Origin of the sequence: Trinickia sp. (assembly GCF_036503415.1) — a bacterium.
GTDB lineage: Bacteria > Pseudomonadota > Gammaproteobacteria > Burkholderiales > Burkholderiaceae > Trinickia.
Genome location: NZ_DASXWY010000223.1, coordinates 1 through 15,544, shown reverse-complemented (window position 1 = coordinate 15,544; position 15,544 = coordinate 1). Strand labels below are relative to the sequence as shown.

General features: G+C 62.1%; 17 protein-coding genes. 11 read left to right on the top strand and 6 right to left on the bottom strand.

What is annotated here, in order from left to right:
* Window positions 1-1,181: MFS transporter (locus VGL01_RS25305; protein ID WP_331574304.1), on the bottom strand; the 1,181-nt coding region annotated here is incomplete at its 3' end.
* Window positions 1,178-2,377 (bottom strand): M20 aminoacylase family protein, encoded by a 1,200-nt coding sequence (locus VGL01_RS25300; RefSeq protein ID WP_331574302.1) that lies wholly within the window; start codon window positions 2,375-2,377, stop codon window positions 1,178-1,180. The genes VGL01_RS25300 and VGL01_RS25305, both read right to left, overlap by 4 nt.
* A 175-nt stretch (window positions 2,378-2,552) precedes the next feature.
* Here VGL01_RS25300 and VGL01_RS25295 point away from each other — a divergent pair, with 175 nt between their 5' ends.
* Window positions 2,553-3,467 carry a LysR family transcriptional regulator gene (locus tag VGL01_RS25295; protein WP_331574300.1) on the top strand — a complete coding sequence of 305 codons (915 nt, stop codon included), beginning with the start codon at window positions 2,553-2,555 and terminating at the stop codon, window positions 3,465-3,467.
* On the opposite strand, the gene VGL01_RS25290 is transcribed toward VGL01_RS25295, so the two are convergent.
* Both VGL01_RS25290 and VGL01_RS25285 read right to left on the bottom strand, forming a co-directional pair.
* Entirely contained in the window at window positions 3,451-4,476 is a 1,026-nt protein-coding gene (locus tag VGL01_RS25290) for a pyridoxamine 5'-phosphate oxidase family protein (RefSeq protein WP_414720353.1), read from the bottom strand. The genes VGL01_RS25295 and VGL01_RS25290 overlap by 17 nt on opposite strands.
* Window positions 4,477-4,494: 18 nt before the next feature.
* Entirely contained in the window at window positions 4,495-5,160 is a 666-nt protein-coding gene (locus VGL01_RS25285) for a glutathione S-transferase (protein ID WP_331574298.1), read from the bottom strand.
* A gap of 121 nt (window positions 5,161-5,281) precedes the next feature.
* Between VGL01_RS25285 and VGL01_RS25280 the strand changes: the two genes are divergently transcribed.
* Complete coding sequence (locus tag VGL01_RS25280) at window positions 5,282-6,184, top strand: LysR family transcriptional regulator (protein ID WP_331574296.1); 903 nt, start codon at window positions 5,282-5,284, stop codon at window positions 6,182-6,184.
* Window positions 6,185-6,187: 3 nt separating this feature from the next.
* Here VGL01_RS25280 and VGL01_RS25275 read toward each other — a convergent pair whose 3' ends face one another.
* On the bottom strand, window positions 6,188-7,192 hold the full coding sequence (locus VGL01_RS25275) for a LysR family transcriptional regulator (RefSeq protein WP_331574294.1): 1,005 nt from the start codon (window positions 7,190-7,192) through the stop codon (window positions 6,188-6,190).
* A gap of 191 nt (window positions 7,193-7,383) precedes the next feature.
* Here VGL01_RS25275 and VGL01_RS25270 point away from each other — a divergent pair, with 191 nt between their 5' ends.
* The 7 genes from VGL01_RS25270 to benD all read left to right on the top strand — a co-directional run bounded on the left by VGL01_RS25270 (window position 7,384) and on the right by benD (window position 13,552).
* Entirely contained in the window at window positions 7,384-8,526 is a 1,143-nt protein-coding gene (locus VGL01_RS25270) for a muconate/chloromuconate family cycloisomerase (protein ID WP_331574292.1), read from the top strand.
* A gap of 30 nt (window positions 8,527-8,556) precedes the next feature.
* Window positions 8,557-8,847 carry a muconolactone Delta-isomerase gene (gene catC, locus VGL01_RS25265; protein WP_331574290.1) on the top strand — a complete coding sequence of 97 codons (291 nt, stop codon included), beginning with the start codon at window positions 8,557-8,559 and terminating at the stop codon, window positions 8,845-8,847.
* Window positions 8,848-8,917: 70 nt separating this feature from the next.
* Complete coding sequence (gene catA, locus VGL01_RS25260; protein ID WP_331574288.1) at window positions 8,918-9,853, top strand: catechol 1,2-dioxygenase; 936 nt, start codon at window positions 8,918-8,920, stop codon at window positions 9,851-9,853.
* Window positions 9,854-9,870: 17 nt separating this feature from the next.
* Complete coding sequence (locus VGL01_RS25255; RefSeq protein ID WP_331574286.1) at window positions 9,871-11,229, top strand: Rieske 2Fe-2S domain-containing protein; 1,359 nt, start codon at window positions 9,871-9,873, stop codon at window positions 11,227-11,229.
* Complete coding sequence (gene benB / locus VGL01_RS25250) at window positions 11,226-11,714, top strand: benzoate 1,2-dioxygenase small subunit (protein ID WP_331574284.1); 489 nt, start codon at window positions 11,226-11,228, stop codon at window positions 11,712-11,714. Before VGL01_RS25255 ends, benB begins: the two co-directional genes overlap by 4 nt.
* 42 nt (window positions 11,715-11,756) lie before the next feature.
* Entirely contained in the window at window positions 11,757-12,779 is a 1,023-nt protein-coding gene (gene benC / locus VGL01_RS25245) for a benzoate 1,2-dioxygenase electron transfer component BenC (protein WP_331574282.1), read from the top strand.
* A complete protein-coding gene (gene benD / locus VGL01_RS25240) occupies window positions 12,776-13,552 on the top strand; it encodes a benzoate diol dehydrogenase BenD (RefSeq protein WP_331574280.1) in 777 nt (258 codons plus the stop codon). The genes benC and benD overlap by 4 nt, the downstream gene beginning before the upstream one ends.
* A 23-nt stretch (window positions 13,553-13,575) precedes the next feature.
* On the opposite strand, the gene VGL01_RS25235 is transcribed toward benD, so the two are convergent.
* Window positions 13,576-13,869 carry a hypothetical protein gene (locus VGL01_RS25235; RefSeq protein ID WP_331574278.1) on the bottom strand — a complete coding sequence of 98 codons (294 nt, stop codon included), beginning with the start codon at window positions 13,867-13,869 and terminating at the stop codon, window positions 13,576-13,578.
* Window positions 13,870-14,170: 301 nt separating this feature from the next.
* Here VGL01_RS25235 and VGL01_RS25230 point away from each other — a divergent pair, with 301 nt between their 5' ends.
* On the top strand, window positions 14,171-15,103 hold the full coding sequence (locus VGL01_RS25230) for an HPP family protein (protein ID WP_331574276.1): 933 nt from the start codon (window positions 14,171-14,173) through the stop codon (window positions 15,101-15,103).
* Window positions 15,104-15,323: 220 nt separating this feature from the next.
* A partial coding sequence (locus VGL01_RS25225; RefSeq protein WP_331574274.1) for an NAD(P)H-dependent oxidoreductase subunit E occupies window positions 15,324-15,544 on the top strand: 221 nt, incomplete at its 3' end.

The following is a 15,544-nucleotide window of genomic DNA, read 5'->3' as shown; positions in this document are numbered from 1 at the left end:
AGTTGCGCCGTGCCGCCGAAAACCGAGACCGCGATCGCATAGGCGCTCGACATGTAACCCGCGCGCAGATGCTTCGGGAAGTTCTCGGGCATCAGCGCATAGGCGGGCGCGGAGCCCATCGTGTAGCAGAGCATCAGCGTGATCAGCGCGGCCAGCACGACCGGCAGCGATGGAAAGTGCGTCATGACCCAGAACGCGGGATACAAGAGCACGATCAGCGCGATGCGGCCGATCTGTGTCAGCGGCTTGCGCTTGCCCATTCGATCGGACAATGCGCCATAGATCGGACACATCACGAGCGAGATGACGCTCGACGCGACGCCCGCCAGCATCGACATTTTCGGCGGCAGACCCAGATACTGGATGCAGTACGTCGGCATGTAATACATCATCACGTAGGTCGAGACGGACATGCCCATGATCGCGAAGATCGTCAAGAACCAGTTGCGCACGTAGAGGCCGCGCTTCGGATCGTCGCGGCTCGCCATGGCTTTCGCGGCGGGCGCTTCTTCGCGGATATGCCGGCGCAGGTAGATGCCGACCGGCGCGATCAGCGTACCCATGAGAAACGGGATGCGCCAGCCCCAGCTGTGCATGGTTGCGTCGGAGAGCAGGAAGCCCAGACTCGCCGCGAGACCGGAGCCCAGCAGGGCCGCCGCGCCTTGGCTCGCCAACTGCCAGCTCGCGCGAAAACCGCGGCTGCCCGCGCCGCCCATTTCCAGCAAGGTCGCGGTAGCCGCGCCGAACTCGCCGCCCTGCGCGAAGCCCTGGACCAGCCGCGCGACGATGATCAGCAGCGGCGCTGCCACTCCGATCTGCGCATACGTCGGCGCGATACCGATGGCAGCCGAACCCACCGCCATCAGCAGAATGGTCAACGTCAGCGCGGGCTTGCGGCCCGCCCGATCGGCGTACCGGCCGAGCACGAAGCCACCGAGCGGGCGCATCACGAAACCGACGGCGAATACCGCGAACGCGAGCAGCGACGACATGATCGGATCGCTCGATGGAAAGAACTGCTTGCCGATCGTCAGCGCGAAATAGCTGTAGACGGTGAAGTCGAAGAATTCGAGCAGATTGCCGATGACTGCCGCGAATACGATCTTGCGCTGCTGCGCGGGCGTCATTTGCGCATCGTTGCGTGCGCTTGCCTGGGAAACGGATTGCGCGGTGGTGTTCATGCCCGATCCTTGCTCAGGAAGCGCTCGACGAGACGCGTCCAGAAGGCTGCGCCGATCGTGAGATTGTCATCGTTGAAGTCGTAGTGCGCGTTGTGCAGCATCGGGCGGCCTTCGCCGTTGCCGAGGCGGATGAAGCAGCCGGGGACTTTGTGCAGGTAGTAGGCGAAGTCTTCGCTGCCGGCGATGGCCGGAAACGGGAAAATCACGTGTTCCGGACCGACGAGTTCCTCCGCGATCCGGCGGGCGAATGCCGTTTCGTTCTCGCTGTTGATCAGCACGGGGTAGCCGCGAATGAAGTCGATCTCGGCCGTCGCGCCGTAAGCCTGCGCCTGAGAGGCGATCAGCCCCCGGATCCGTTCCTCCAACGTTTCGCGCACCGTCGGCGAGAACGAGCGCACGCTCATTTCCAGCACGGCGTCTTCGGGAATCACGTTCGGCGCATGGCCCGAGCGGAACGATCCGACTGTGATGACGGCGGCCTCGGTCGGATCGACGTTGCGCGACACGATCGATTGCAACGCCATGACGATGCTGCTGCCCACCACCACCGGGTCGATTGCGAGGTGCGGCCGAGCCGCGTGTCCCCCACGCCCGACGATGCGCACCTTGACCGTGTCGCACGCGGCCATCAGCGGGCCGGCGCGCAAACCGAACGTGCCCGCCGGCACGCCCGGATGATTGTGCAGACCGAAGATCGCTTCGCAAGGAAACCGCTCGAACAGTCCGTCGGCAATCATGCGTTGCGCGCCGCTGTCGGAGCCGGCCTCTTCGGCCGGCTGAAAGATCAAGTGCACGGTGCCGTCGAAGTTGCGCGTCTTCGCAAGCTGCTGTGCGGCGCCGAGCAGCACCGTCGTATGACCGTCGTGACCGCAGGCGTGCATCTTGCCGTCGTGGATGCTTGCATAGGGCAGGCCAGTCAGTTCCTGAATCGGCAACGCATCCATGTCGGCGCGCACGCCCACGGTACGCGGACTGCTTCCCGCACTCAGCGATGCCACGACGCCGTGTCCGCCGACATTGCGCGTCACGACGTAGCCCCACGCTTCGAGCTTTTCGGCGACAAGGCGCGACGTTGCCGCTTCCTCGTACGTCAGCTCGGGATGCCGGTGAATGTGATGGCGGATTTCGTCGAGTTGCGGTCTCGCATCGGCGAGATCGGCCAGCTCACAGTATCGGGATGGTTGCGTTTCACGCATCGGTCGTTCTCCTCGCTCTTAGGCACTTGCACCCAGGCACGCGGGCACGCGACCCGCGTCGCTGTGCGCGTTCGGTCTTGTCGTGCCCGAGCCGGCATTATCCCAAGGCAATAAAAGCGATCCATGCGCTCAGACGTGCGAAACTGTTGCATTCGATGCAACGGAGGATCCTGCGATGGGCACTCTCGAACCCGCCATCAGCGACCGGACGATGTCCTATCTCGAGGCGATCGATGTCCACGGGACAATGCGGGGGGCGGCGGAATCGCTGGACGTGAACGTGTCGACGATCAGCCGGCAGATCGCTTCGATGCAGCGCGAGTTGCAACTCGCCCTGGTATCGCGCAAGGGGCGCGCAGTGACATTGACCGAGGCGGGGCATGCGGTAGTCGACTACTTTCGCGAATGCGAGCGTAATGCGCGCCGTTTCAGATCGCAGCTCGAGGAGTATCGGGAATTGCGCCGCGGCCGCCTGACGCTCGGCATCGCCGAAGGGTTCGTCAATGATTTCGTCGCGGGCGTGCTCAAGCGGTTCAACGCGCAATTCCCGCAGATCACGGTGGAGCTATGCAGTCCGATCTTGCCCGACATGCTGCGCATGGTTCGGGACGATGAGGTCGATATCTGCTTGATGGCCGGAATAGAGAAGGACCCTTCGCTCGTGATGCGGCGGCTGCAAAGCGAACCGTTATGCGCGATCGTCTCTCCCGCCCACCCGCTAGCCAGCCTCGGCACCGTCTCGCCCGCTCAACTGGTGGACGAAAACCTCGTTTTCATGCCGGATACCTTCGCCGTACAGCGGTACATCGATGCGATCTTCCACGATATCCGCCCGATGCTCGTACCGCGGTTCAAATGCGATCGGTTCGTGACCGCGTTGACGATGGCCGCCGAGGGGCTGGCCATCGCGTTCATGACACGGCGGGCAGCCGCTAGGCCGATCGCGAACGGTGAGGTCCGCGCGATTCCGATCGATCATCCGATCGCGCGTTCGTTGGACCGGTTCATCGTGATGCGCGCCGGGCGCCGTCTTCCTCCCGCCGGAAACTTTCTTTGGAAGGAAATCGTGCGTGTCATGTCGTCGGTGTGACCGGCTGGACGCGATTGGCCGTGCCAGGCGTGGCAGTGCCGAATTGCGGCGCGTACTGCGGAGGCGTCCAGCGAAACGGCAGCACGCCGAGGCTGCGCCTCGTTTCTCTCACGTGAAAGCGGATGACCCGCTGCGCGCCCTCGAATTCGTTCAGCACCGCGCCTTCCCAAACGATCTCGGCTTTTGCCGCGATATAGAGCAAATCGCCGGATTCGAAGTCGGGAACGAGTAGTCCCGCGAGCGGCGAAGCTGTCAGATTGCCTATCGTGTTCAAAAGTCGATTGCCGGCATAGTCCGGAATGCACAACGTCACGGGGCTCTCGACGCGAACGAAGCCCGGCATTCCGCCGCGATGCGAAACGTCCACGCCGCGCGCAGCGCCCGCGTTCGGTGATGTATGCGCCGACGCGATGAATAGCGTGTCGGCACGTTCGAGCAACGCGCGGTCCGAGTCCGAAAGTGCAGAGCCCTTCGTTTGAACGACTGCTTGCCGCGGCGGTGAGTTGCCGATATCGATTCGTTCAGGTGTGCGAGCCTGGATGAATCGGGCGCAGTTTCCAAAGCTTTGACTGACGCTCACGGTCAACGCAACGTCTGCCGATGCGACAACGACGCCATTGATCCGATTGCGACGGCGCGTCGGCAGTTCGATGCCCAGGCCGCCGAAGAAGGCACCGGGGTACCACGCGCCGTCCAGCGGATCGCCGGGGAGGGTGGTTCCGGTCAGGCGAAGCGTCCGTGGATCCGGTGACGACACGAAGCCGGGGTGCCCGATTCGCATCGTCGCCCACGGTTGCCCGAACCGATCGGTGCCACCGACGATCATGAAGGGCAACTGCTCGTAGAACTGACGGTGTTGGTCGGGCATATGATCGCGGATACCGCGTCGGCCGGCAGCATCCGCTGCCTCGCGAACGCCGGCGCGGCTTTGAGCCGCGAGCTCGCCTTCGTGAAACGGCGACCCGCCGCCGGATCCGCCTGGCGCCGCAGCGCTATCGATTGCAGTCATCGCTCGGCTCCAAGGCAATCACGAACGCTCGGGCGCCGCGTTCGCCAACAGCCCCACCCGCGTCGTTGGCATCGGAACGAATCCTGGCAATGCCTCGACGCGGCGTAGCCAGGCGCGTAGATGCGGATACGGATCGAGCGACACGCCGCCTTCCGGCGCATGCGCGATATACGAATAGGCCGCGATATCGGCGATCGTTCGGTGATCGCCAATTGCGAAGGGCTTCGACGCCATTTCGTTTTCGATGACATCGAATAGTTTGACGGCGACCGCTTTTGCGGCTTCCCAATCCAGCTTCGCGTCGAACACCGTGACCAGCCGCGCGGCGCATGGCCCGTAGGCGAGCTGTCCCGCAGCCAGCGAAAGCCATCGTTGCACGGCCGCGGCGCCTTTCGGGTCGCTGGGGAGCCACGACTCGTCGCCGTAGGTCTTCGCGAGGTAGACGAGGATCGCGTTCGAATCGAACAGAACGAACTCGCCGTCCTCGATCACCGGCACTTGCCCAAAGGGGTTTTTTGCAAGAAATGCCGGGCCACGGTTTTCGCCGGCCGACATGTCGATCTCGATCGGGTCGTACGGCAAACCGAGTAGTTCGAGAAAGAGACGGACTCGGTGCCCATGGCCTGAAAGCCAGGTCGTGTAAAGCCGAATGGGCCGCTCGGGATGCGGTTGTGCAGAGGACATGTGAATTCACTCCGTTTCGTATTGACGTCGGCTTCGACGGAATATGCCCAGCGTAACGCAGCCGACTTTTCTGGATAAGATGGATAATCACGGTTTCTCTGTCCACTTAAAGCGAACGGCGATGGCGAATCTTCGTGAAGTGAACTTGAACCGCCTCGTCGTCTTCGTGGCGGTAGTCCATGCCAAGTCGCTGACGGGGGCTGCGGCGCGCCTGGGCATGGCAAAGACGATGGTCAGTACGCACGTTCAGCGGCTGGAGGCCGAGCTCGGCGTCAGTCTGTTGACGCGTACGACCCGCAGCCTGAACCTCACCGAGGCGGGCCGCCGCTTTTACGACGCCGCTCGCGACATACTTCGCGCGACCGAGACGGCGATCGACGAGATCGCAAGCGACAACGCCGCATTACGGGGGACGTTGCGCGTCAGTGCGCCTGTCGACTATGGCGCGTTGGTGGTCGCGCCCGCTCTGGTCGCGCTGCGGCGCGCCCACCCGCAGCTCGGTATTCAACTGCTCAGCGATGACCGCTATGTCGATCTGGTTGCGGAGAACATCGATGTCGCCATTCGGCTCGGAAAGCTGGCGGATTCCAGTTACCGATCGATCCGGGTCGGCAGTTTTGTATGCTGGCCCGTTGCCTCGCCGGAATTCGTGGCGGAGCACGGCCCGGTACGAAAACCCGAGGATCTCGCACGATTGCCGTTGATCGCGGCGTCGGCGCTGAGGCGGCCATTGACGTTCGACCTCGTCAATAGCCACGGCGTGAAAAAGCATATCCGCTGCCGAAGTGCGATCGCCGCCAATACCGCACCGGCCTGCCGTGCCGCAACGTTGGCGGGTGGCGGTTTCGCGGTGCTGACGGATTTCTCGATCGGCGCCGACATCAACGCGGGCAGGCTCGTGCGGCTGTTGCCGGGTTGGCAGACGCCGACGGCCGACATTCGCGCGGTTTTTCCGCCTTCGGACCGCATCTCCGCCAAGGCACTCGCGCTCGGGCAGATGCTGAGACAAGCGAACGATCTTTAACCGTCAGGGCTTTGCGGTGCGCCGTGGCCGCTTGCGCTTGACGGTGTGTTCCTGTTCCTGGCCGTTGCCGTCATTCAGTCCTTCCGCCGTCGTGGGCAGGTTATGGGCATCCAGCCATGACGGACGTTCGGCATACATTTCCTCGATCAATTGTTTGACGAGAACGAGGTATTTCGAGTTGTCGTTGACGCGGTGATTGAAAATGACGGGCGAGGTTGCGCGATCGCTGTCCAACAGCCGGTAATGCACGTCGCGGCGCATTTGTCGCGCCGACGAGGGAATCACGCAAACACCGAATTCAGCTGCGACGAGCCCCAGCGCGGTCTGGATTTCGCGCACCTCAAGCACTTCCCCAAGTTGGACGCCGTGACCGTTCAGCGTGCTCAATACCTGGTCCGCAAAGCTCGGGCGCGGCTCTTTCGGATAGACGATCAGCTTTTGTCCGTCGAGTTCCGTGGGGGGCAGCGGCATCGACGTGTGCGCCATGGGTGAGCCCATCGGTAGCGCCACCGCCAGACGCTCCTCGCGCAGCACGATGCCCGTCACGTTCGGATCGCTGTGGCGCACGCGACCGAAGCCGATATCGATGCGGCCTTCCTTCAACGCCTGGATCTGCTGGACCGACATCAGTTCGACCACCTGTATGTCGAGCTCGGGTGCGTGTTCGCGCAGCTTGCGCATCAGGGTGGGCAACCCGCCGTAAAGCGTGGAGGCGACAAAGCCGATCGACAAAACGCTGCGCTGATTGAGACCCACACGTCTTGTCGCGGCCTGCATCTGCTCGACACGTCCCAGCACCTGCATCGCTTGCTCGTAGAACAGACGGCCGGCCTCGGTCATCTGCACCGGGCGGCTATGGCGAATCAACAGCGAAACGCCCAGCTCTTCCTCGAGCAATTGAATTTGCCGGCTCAAGGGAGGCTGCGCGATATGCAGTTGTTCGGAGGCACGCGTGAAATTGCGCTCGCGCGCAACGGCAATGAAATAACGGAGCTGGCGCAGGTCCATGGGGAGCCTCAAAGTCGGTCCAACTTGTCCATACCGATCGGGTATGTTGCGCCGCAATATCCAGAATAAATAGCCCGCAGCGCATGTTCCATATCTTAAAGGTATCGAAGTCGATAAAAAAGGTGTTGGACGCTGTCGAGGGGCGGGGCGTATAAAACCACTCCATGAACTCCACTCGCACCGCATCCGCCATGTCTGTTCCGACGATCCAACGCATCGAAACCCGCCTTGTCGATCTGCCGACGATTCGCCCCCACAAGCTCTCGGTTGCCACGATGTATGGGCAGACGCTGATGCTCGTCAAGCTCTATTGCAGCGATGACGTGGTGGGCATCGGGGAGGGGACGACCATTGCCGGAATGGCCTATGGCCCCGAAAGCCCGGAGTCGATGAAACTGGCCATCGACGCTTATCTCGCGCCGGCGATGATCGGGAAGGACGCGACCCGCATCGAGGCGCTGATGACGTATCTCGGCAAGCTCGTCAAAGGCAACCATTTCGCCAAAAGCGCGCTCGAAACGGCGCTGCTCGACGCGCATGGCAAACGTCTCGGTGTATCCGTGGGCGATTTGCTCGGCGGACGTCGGCGCGAACGCCTGCCGATCGCATGGACGCTGGCATCGGGCGACACCGCGCGCGACATCGACGAAGCGCACAAGATGCTGGACATGCGTCGGCACAGGGTCTTCAAACTGAAGATCGGTGCGCAGGCGATCGACGCTGACATCGAGCACGTCGCCGAAATCAAGCGGGCACTGGGCGAGCGCGCCGCGGTACGCGTCGACGTCAATATGGCCTGGAGCGAAACGCAAGCGGCGCGCGCCATTCCTGCACTTGCCGACGCCGGTTGCGAACTCGTCGAACAGCCGGTGTCTTCCGCCGCTGCGCTGGCGCGTCTCACGCGCCGGTTCCCCGTCGCACTGATGGCCGACGAAATCGTCCAGGGGCCGAAAAGCGCGTTCGATATTGCCAAACACGATGGCGCGGATGTGTTCGCCATCAAGATCGAGCAATGCGGTGGGCTCTTCGCGGCACAGCGCGTGGCCGCGATCGCCGATGCCGCGGGCATCGAGCTTTATGGCGGCACGATGCTCGAAGGTGCGTTCAGCACGATCGCATCGGCCCATCTCTTCGCGAGCTTCGACAATCTGCAGTGGGGAACCGAGCTGTTCGGACCGCTGTTGCTGACCGAAGAGATCCTGCGGCAACCGCTCGATTACAGCGACTACGAACTGACCGTGCCCACCGGTCCGGGCCTCGGCATCGAACTGGACGAAGCCGCGATTCAGCGCTTCACGCGCGACGGGTTGATGAAAGTCACGAAATCATCCTGACACCCCACATCTGGCAAGAGGACGTTGAACATGCTTTTTCATGTACGAATGGACGTGAGTCTGCCCGTCGATATGCCGGCCGATGTGGCCGGCGAACTCAAAGCCCGCGAGAAGGCGTATTCGCAGACGTTGCAATCGAGCGGTAAATGGCGGCACATCTGGCGCCTCGCCGGCGAGTACGCGAACTACAGCGTTTTCGATGTCGAGAGCAACGCCGAGCTGCACGACATCCTGATCGGCCTGCCGCTTTTCCCCTACATGAAGATTTGCGTGACACCGTTGTGCCGGCATCCGTCGTCGATTCGCGACGGCGACGCTTGACGTTTTTTTCAAGGGCGGGCGCGTGCGAAACCGGGCTTACCCGAAAACTATCTGGATGGAGACAACCGTCATGACCACCAAAGTGTTCGATACGAAGGAAGTACAGGACTTGCTGCGAGCCGCGGCCAACGTGGACGGCAAGAACGGCGATGCCCGTTTCAAGCAAATCTTCCAGCGCCTGCTCGGCGATTTGTTCAAGGCCATCGACGACCTCGATATCACGCCCGACGAAGTGTGGGCCGGCGTCAACTATCTGAACAAGCTCGGGCAGGACGGCGAAGCGGCGTTGCTCGCCGCGGGCATCGGCCTCGAGAAGTATCTCGACATCCGCATGGACGCGGCGGACAAGGCGGTGGGCATCGCGGGCGGCACACCCCGTACGATCGAGGGACCCCTTTATGTTGCGGGTGCTCCGGTGCGCGATGGCGTTGCCCGAATCGACATCGATCCCGATTCGGGCGCGGGCCCGCTCGTCATCCGAGGCACGGTCAGCGGCGCCGACGGCAAGCCGGTTCCAGGCGCGTTGGTCGAATGCTGGCACGCCAACTCGAAGGGCTTTTACTCTCACTTCGACCCGACCGGCGAGCAAAGCGAGTTCAACCTGCGCGGCGCGGTCAGAACGGGCGCCGACGGCAAATACGAAATCCGCACGCTGATGCCGGTGGGCTACGGCTGTCCGCCGCACGGTGCGACGCAGCAGTTGTTGAATGCGTTGGCACGGCACGGTAACCGTCCGGCCCATGTGCACTTTTTCGTGACCTCGGAGCACTGCCGCAAATTGACGACGCAGTTCAACATCGAGGGCGACCCGCTGATCTGGGACGACTTCGCCTATGCCACGCGCGAGGAGTTGATTCCTCACGTCGTCGAAAGAACAGGCGGGCTCGCGTTGGGGCTGAAGGCCGACCCATACAAGGAAATCGAGTTCGATTTCGTGCTCACCCCGCTGGTGAGCGGCAAGGACAATCAGATCGTCCAACGCCCGCGGGCCGCGGCCACGGCGTGAACGCAGGGAGAGCCAATATGTCCGCCATCGTCGATACCGCCAACGAACTCGATTGCCTGCTGTCCACCGCCGTACAGGACGACAAGCAGGCCGGCATTTTCCGCTGCCGCCGCGATATCTTCACCCACGCCGGTTTGTTCGAACTGGAGATGAAGCATATCTTCGAAAACAACTGGGTCTATCTGGCTCATGAAAGCCAGATCCCGAACAGCAACGATTACTACACCACCTGGATGGGCCGACAGCCCATCGTGATTACACGCGACAAGAATGGCGAGCTGAACGCAGTCATCAACGCGTGCGCACACAAGGGTGCAATGCTGTGCCGGCGCAAGCACGGCAACAAGGGCAGCTTTACCTGTCCGTTTCACGGTTGGACTTTCTCGAACACAGGCAAGCTGCTGAAGGTGAAGGATGAGAAGACCACGCAATATCCGCCGCAGTTCAACATCGCGGGATCCCACGACCTGAAAAAGGTGGCGCGTCTCGAGAGCTATCGCGGTTTTCTGTTCGGCAGCCTCAACGCGGACGTTCAGCCACTCGCGGATTACCTCGGAGCGGCCACGGTCATCATCGATCAGATCGTCGATCAGGCGCCGAACGGTTTGGAGGTCTTGCGCGGCAATTCGTCCTACATCTACGAAGGCAACTGGAAGATGCAGATGGAGAACGGTTGCGACGGCTATCACGTCAGCACCGTGCACTGGAATTACGCGGCGACGATGGGGCGGCGCAAGGAGGGTGGCACGCAGGCCGTCGATGCAAACAGCTGGTGCAAATCCATTGCAGGTGTGTACGGGTTCGACCATGGCCATATTCTGCTGTGGACCAGAACGATGAATCCGGAGGTACGCCCCGTCTATCGGCACCGCGACGAGATCAAGGCGCGCGTCGGTGAAGCGAAGGCCGAGTTCATCGTCAATCAGACGAGAAATCTCTGCCTGTATCCGAACGTTTTCCTGATGGACCAGTTCAGTACGCAGATCCGTGTGGTCCGGCCAATCAGCGTGGACAAGACGGAGGTCACGATCTTCTGCTTCGCACCGAAGGGCGAGGACTCGACCGATCGCGCAACGCGCATTCGCCAGTACGAGGATTTCTTCAACGTCACCGGCATGGGCACCGCCGACGATCTCGAAGAGTTTCGTGCCTGCCAGACAGCTTATGCGGGCACAACTGCGAAATGGAACGACCTTTCGCGCGGCGCGCCGTTGTGGGTGGAAGGCCCCGACGAAAACGCGAAGAAGATGGGATTGATGCCGCGTATCTCGGGCGAGCGCAGCGAAGACGAGGGGCTCTTTGTCTGTCAGCACGAATACTGGGTGCGGGTCATGCGCGATGCATTGAACAAGGAACGAGAGGAGGCATCGGTATGAGCTTCGACTACCGTACCGTCTGCGACGTGCTTTACCGCGAGGCGCGCTTGCTCGACGACCGCCAGTGGGACGAGTGGCTCGCTTGCTATACCGGCGACGTGACCTACTGGATGCCGGCATGGGACGATGACGATCAGATCACGGACGACCCCGAGCGTCAGATTTCGTTGATGTATTACGGGGACCGCGGCGGTCTGGAAGACCGCGTGTTCCGCATCAAGACCGAGCGCAGCGGTGCGTCGACACCCGAACCGCGGACCAGCCATTACGTTGCCAACGTGGAAGTGCTGGCCGAGCGCGGCGATGAATTGGACGTGCGCTACAACTTTCACACGCTCAGCCATCGCTATAAGGTCACCGATCAGTTCTTCGGCACGATGTTCGTCACGTTGAGACAGGTCGACGGGCAACTGTTGATCTCGTCCAAGAAGATCGTATTGAAGAACGACTATATCCGTCAGGTGCTCGACGTCTATCACGTCTGAGATTCAGAGCCTGGCGAACAACATGGGAGTGAAGGAGGTTCCATGTCAAGCTATAACATTGCGCTTAACTTCGAAGACGGCGTAACCCGCTTCATCGAATGCAAGGCCGGCGAGAAAGTGCTCGATGCTGCCTTTCGCGCGAAGATCAATCTGCCGATGGACTGCGCGGACGGGGTATGCGGCACCTGTAAATGCCGCGCCGAAAGCGGCCGTTACGACCTCGGTGACGACTACATCGAAGACGCGTTGAGCGAGGACGAAAAGCGCAATGGGCTCGTGCTGGCTTGCCAGATGGTGCCCGAGAGCGATTGTGTGATTGCGGTGCCCGCGTCTTCCTCGGGATGCAAGACCGAGCAGAGCCGGTTCACCGCGACCGTGGCGAAGGTCGAGCCTCACAACGATGCCGCGGTCGTACTGGAACTCGATGCGGGCGTGAGCGCGCCAGTGTTTCTCCCTGGGCAGTACGTCAATATCGACGTGCCGGGTAGTGGGCAGAACCGTTCCTATTCATTCTCGTCGGCTCCGGGCCAATCGACGATCAGCTTTTTGATCAAAAAGATTCCCGGTGGGGTGATGAGCACCTGGCTCGAATCCGCACAGCCGGGCGACAGACTGGATCTGATCGGGCCGTTCGGCAGCTTTTATCTGCGGGAGCCGCAGCGGCCGCTGCTCTTCCTTGCCGGCGGCACGGGCCTCGCACCGTTTCTCTCGATGCTGGAGGTGCTGGCGCGCGGCGATTCACAGCGCAAGGTACATATGGTCTACGGGGTCACGCGGGATCTCGATCTGGTGAAGGTGGACGCGATTGAGGCGTACACGGCAAGACTGCCGCATTTCAGCTATGCGACCGTGGTGGCCGATGCGGTGTCGAGCCATCCGCGCAAGGGATGGGTGACGCAACACATTCCGGCCGACGCGCTCAACGGCGGCGACGTCGACGTCTATCTATGCGGGCCGCCGCCGATGGTCGACGCGGTACGCAAGCACTTCGACGATAACGGCGTGAGGCCCAGCAGCTTCCATTACGAGAAGTTCACGCCCAACGCGAGCGCGAGGGCAGTATGACCATGCAGCGATTCGCAGGCAAAGTGGTGGTCGTGACGGGCGCGGCGCAGGGTATCGGTCGGGGTGTCGCGCTGCGTGTGGCTGCCGAAGGCGGCAAAGTCGTCCTGGTCGATCGCGCCGATTTCGTTGCGGAAGTCGCTGCGCAAGCGCCCGAGGCGAGCGCGGCCGGCTTCGTCGCGGATCTGGAGACCTACGAGGGCGCTCGAGCGGCGATGGCGTTTGCGGCGCAACGGTTCGGCGGCATCGACGTGCTCGTCAACGGTGTGGGCGGGGCCATCCGCATGCGTCCGTTTGCGCAGTTCGAGCCGGCGCAGATCGATGCGGAAATCCGTCGTTCGTTGATGCCCACACTGTACGCGTGCCATGCGGTGTTGCCGCATCTGCTTCGGCGCGGTCGAGGCACCATCGTCAACGTTTCGTCGAATGCGACGCGTGGCATTCGACGCGTGCCGTATTCGGCCGCGAAGGGCGGCGTAAATGCGCTGACTCAGTCACTGGCAATGGAATATGCGGAGCACGACATACGGGTGGTGGCGACGGCGCCCGGCGGGACCGAGGCACCCGCGCGGCGCGTCGCACGCAATCCGGAAGGCGATAGTGCGCAGGAACGCATCTGGATGAGCGAGGCCGTGCGGCAGGTCAACGAATCCACGTTTCTCAAGCGCTACGGCACGATAGAAGAACAGGTCGCGCCGATTCTGTTTCTGGCTTCGGATGAGGCCAGCTATATCACCGGCACCGTTTTGCCCGTTGCCGGCGGCGATACCGGTTGAGCGGCGGCCGGCGGCAGCGGCGCTTATCGGTGGTTCCTGTAGTACTCCCGATTGTAGTACTGGCGGTTGTAGTACTGCCTGTTGTAGTACTGACGGTTGTAAAGCTGGTTGTTATAACGCTGGTTCTCGTATTGCCGGTCGTAGTACTGGCGGTTGTAGTAATCCCGGTCGGCATCCTCGCGGCTGCGAACCTGGTCCGCGGTAACGGCGTCCGTGTACCAGTCGACGGGCTGCATACCGGCAGCGGAGACGGGCTGCGCCGGTGCGAGCGAAGCCGACGTTGCAAGGAGCGCGACCAAGGCAGCTTTGGGAAGCACGTGGGGCATGGGCTCGTGGATGTTGCCGTCGAGTGAGATGAAGCTCCATGATCGCGCGGCAGCGAATGGGCCGGATGCACGAATGCGAAGTCATGGTTCGTCGTGCGACGCACGAACCCGCAATCGGCCAGGCCCTGAATGCGACGATTTTGCCTCGCCGAGGGCTTCGCCGACGATAACCAAAGTGTTATCGATATCCAAAGAAATATTGACTGTCGGATTTGGTGCGTCCGCCCGTATTCTCGCCACACATTGGTGCATGAGATGCCCCGAAATATTGTGTCGATAGCGAGCGATACGGATGAAAAACGGAGACGGGCAAGGTAAGCGCATTCGATCGTGTCTGGGTGCGTTGTTCGGCATCGCCTTTACGGGCTGGGCGGCGCATGCCGTCCTCGGTATGGACATGGAAACGCCGTTGCTCGTTGCGCCGATGGGCGCGTCGGCGGTATTGCTGTTCGCCGTGCCGGAAAGCCCGCTTGCCCAACCGTGGTCGATCATGGGCGGCAATATCTGCGCGGCGATCGTTGGCGTGGTATGTGCGAAGTTGATCGGCACGCCGATCGTTGCGGCCGCAACGGCGGTGGCCTTGGCCATCAGTGTCATGCTGGCATTTCGCTGCGTACATCCGCCTTCAGGCGCCGTTGCCCTGACTGCCGTACTCGGCGGCCCCGCGGTTCACGAGCTCGGTTATCGCTTCGTCCTGGTGCCGATCGCACTGCAATCGGCGGCACTTCTGAGCGCTGCGCTTGCGTTTCACCTGATGATGGGGCACCGCTATCCGCGCTCGTTCAGCGGCGACGCCAGCCATGCGGCGGCCGGACGCTGGGCGAGCCTCTGGCAACGTCTGTCGTCGGTCGTTCAGCGGCGCGGCGGGGCCGAGGATGCCTCGATGCCGGGCGCGAGTGCGCACCGTCATTCGTCCGGAATTGAAGCGTTACTGCACGGCGACGGAGACCGCTTCGCCCTTTCCCGCGGGTGCGGGGAACTCACCTGCGCGGACATCATGTCTGCCCTGCCGCATTCGCCCAGAGTGTCGAACCCGAGTCACTATGACTGTACCGTCCGCACCGATACACCGATCAGCGAATTGGCGCCGCACTTCAAGGATCACGCGTGCGATCGCGTGGGCGTGCTCGACGGCGGCGGCCGGCTCGTCGGGGCGATCAGCCAACTCGATTTGATCTGGGGGCTCTACCGCCAAATGCGAACGCCAGAGGGCATCGCTGCATAACGGAGCAGCTTTTGGGCGTCCCTGCCGACCCATTCATCATCATCAATGTTGACGATAAAAAACTTTAACTTTTCCTAATAGATCGACTCCCGCACTATTTGTCCATGCAAGCGGCCTGCAATGCGTGAGCTGCAGGAATCAGAAGCTAGCTGACGAAGTGCCACGCTCGGGCAGCCCGCCCTGGCACTCCAACAAAACGTACCGCTTGAAGGAGACACGCGTGTTCGACGCCGATCGATTGATCGCGCGGCACTGCTGCGAAGGGCGTTCGCTCCTCGCGGTGCTGCACGCGATACAGGACGAAGCCGGTTTCATCCCGCCCGAAGTGGTGACGCCACTGGCGCGGGCGATGAACCTCTCGCGCGCCGAAGTGCATGGCGTGCTGACGTACTACCACCATTTCCGCACGAGCGCGCCGCCGCGCGTGGGCGTGGCACTGTG

What these genes read in the sequence shown, in the direction of transcription:
- VGL01_RS25300 (WP_331574302.1), bottom strand. Translation starts at nt 2,377, where the DNA reads ATGCGTGAAACGCAACCATCCCGATACTGTGAGCTGGCCGATCTCGCC.
- VGL01_RS25295 (WP_331574300.1), top strand. Translation starts at nt 2,553, where the DNA reads ATGGGCACTCTCGAACCCGCCATCAGCGACCGGACGATGTCCTATCTC.
- VGL01_RS25290 (WP_414720353.1), bottom strand. Translation starts at nt 4,476, where the DNA reads ATGACTGCAATCGATAGCGCTGCGGCGCCAGGCGGATCCGGCGGCGGG.
- VGL01_RS25285 (WP_331574298.1), bottom strand. Translation starts at nt 5,160, where the DNA reads ATGTCCTCTGCACAACCGCATCCCGAGCGGCCCATTCGGCTTTACACG.
- VGL01_RS25280 (WP_331574296.1), top strand. Translation starts at nt 5,282, where the DNA reads ATGGCGAATCTTCGTGAAGTGAACTTGAACCGCCTCGTCGTCTTCGTG.
- VGL01_RS25275 (WP_331574294.1), bottom strand. Translation starts at nt 7,192, where the DNA reads ATGGACCTGCGCCAGCTCCGTTATTTCATTGCCGTTGCGCGCGAGCGC.
- VGL01_RS25270 (WP_331574292.1), top strand. Translation starts at nt 7,384, where the DNA reads ATGTCTGTTCCGACGATCCAACGCATCGAAACCCGCCTTGTCGATCTG.
- catC (WP_331574290.1), top strand. Translation starts at nt 8,557, where the DNA reads ATGCTTTTTCATGTACGAATGGACGTGAGTCTGCCCGTCGATATGCCG.
- catA (WP_331574288.1), top strand. Translation starts at nt 8,918, where the DNA reads ATGACCACCAAAGTGTTCGATACGAAGGAAGTACAGGACTTGCTGCGA.
- VGL01_RS25255 (WP_331574286.1), top strand. Translation starts at nt 9,871, where the DNA reads ATGTCCGCCATCGTCGATACCGCCAACGAACTCGATTGCCTGCTGTCC.
- benB (WP_331574284.1), top strand. Translation starts at nt 11,226, where the DNA reads ATGAGCTTCGACTACCGTACCGTCTGCGACGTGCTTTACCGCGAGGCG.
- benC (WP_331574282.1), top strand. Translation starts at nt 11,757, where the DNA reads ATGTCAAGCTATAACATTGCGCTTAACTTCGAAGACGGCGTAACCCGC.
- benD (WP_331574280.1), top strand. Translation starts at nt 12,776, where the DNA reads ATGACCATGCAGCGATTCGCAGGCAAAGTGGTGGTCGTGACGGGCGCG.
- VGL01_RS25230 (WP_331574276.1), top strand. Translation starts at nt 14,171, where the DNA reads ATGAAAAACGGAGACGGGCAAGGTAAGCGCATTCGATCGTGTCTGGGT.